Here is a 255-nt window from a genome sequence, read left to right on the forward strand (position 1 = left end):
CAACTGCTGCCCATAAAGGCATTTCCAAAGAAGAATTTTTTTCAAAAGGACAGCCTTGTTTTCGAGCATCTCCCTTAGTAAAGCAATATGGCTGGGGTGTTCATTTTAATCATGAAGAAAAAATGGCGATTTATCCAATGGAATCAGAGGAATATCAGCGATTTAAACAAGATTCTAGCTTGAAGCATATTCAATCCATGCGCCAAAAAAGATAACTATCATGTACCAATGGGGTGCATGATTTTTTGCATTCAT

1 protein-coding gene is annotated in these 255 nt (G+C 36.9%); it reads left to right on the forward strand.

What is annotated here, in order from left to right; translation table 11 throughout:
• On the forward strand, positions 1–215 hold a 215-nt coding region (locus RMT89_RS44225), incomplete at its 5' end, for a DUF6157 family protein (protein WP_315889404.1).
• Positions 216–255: the final 40 nt, after the last annotated feature.

The sequence above is a fragment of the Streptomyces sp. P17 genome (assembly GCF_032436805.1).
Classification (GTDB): Bacteria; Actinomycetota; Actinomycetes; order Streptomycetales; family Streptomycetaceae; genus Streptomyces.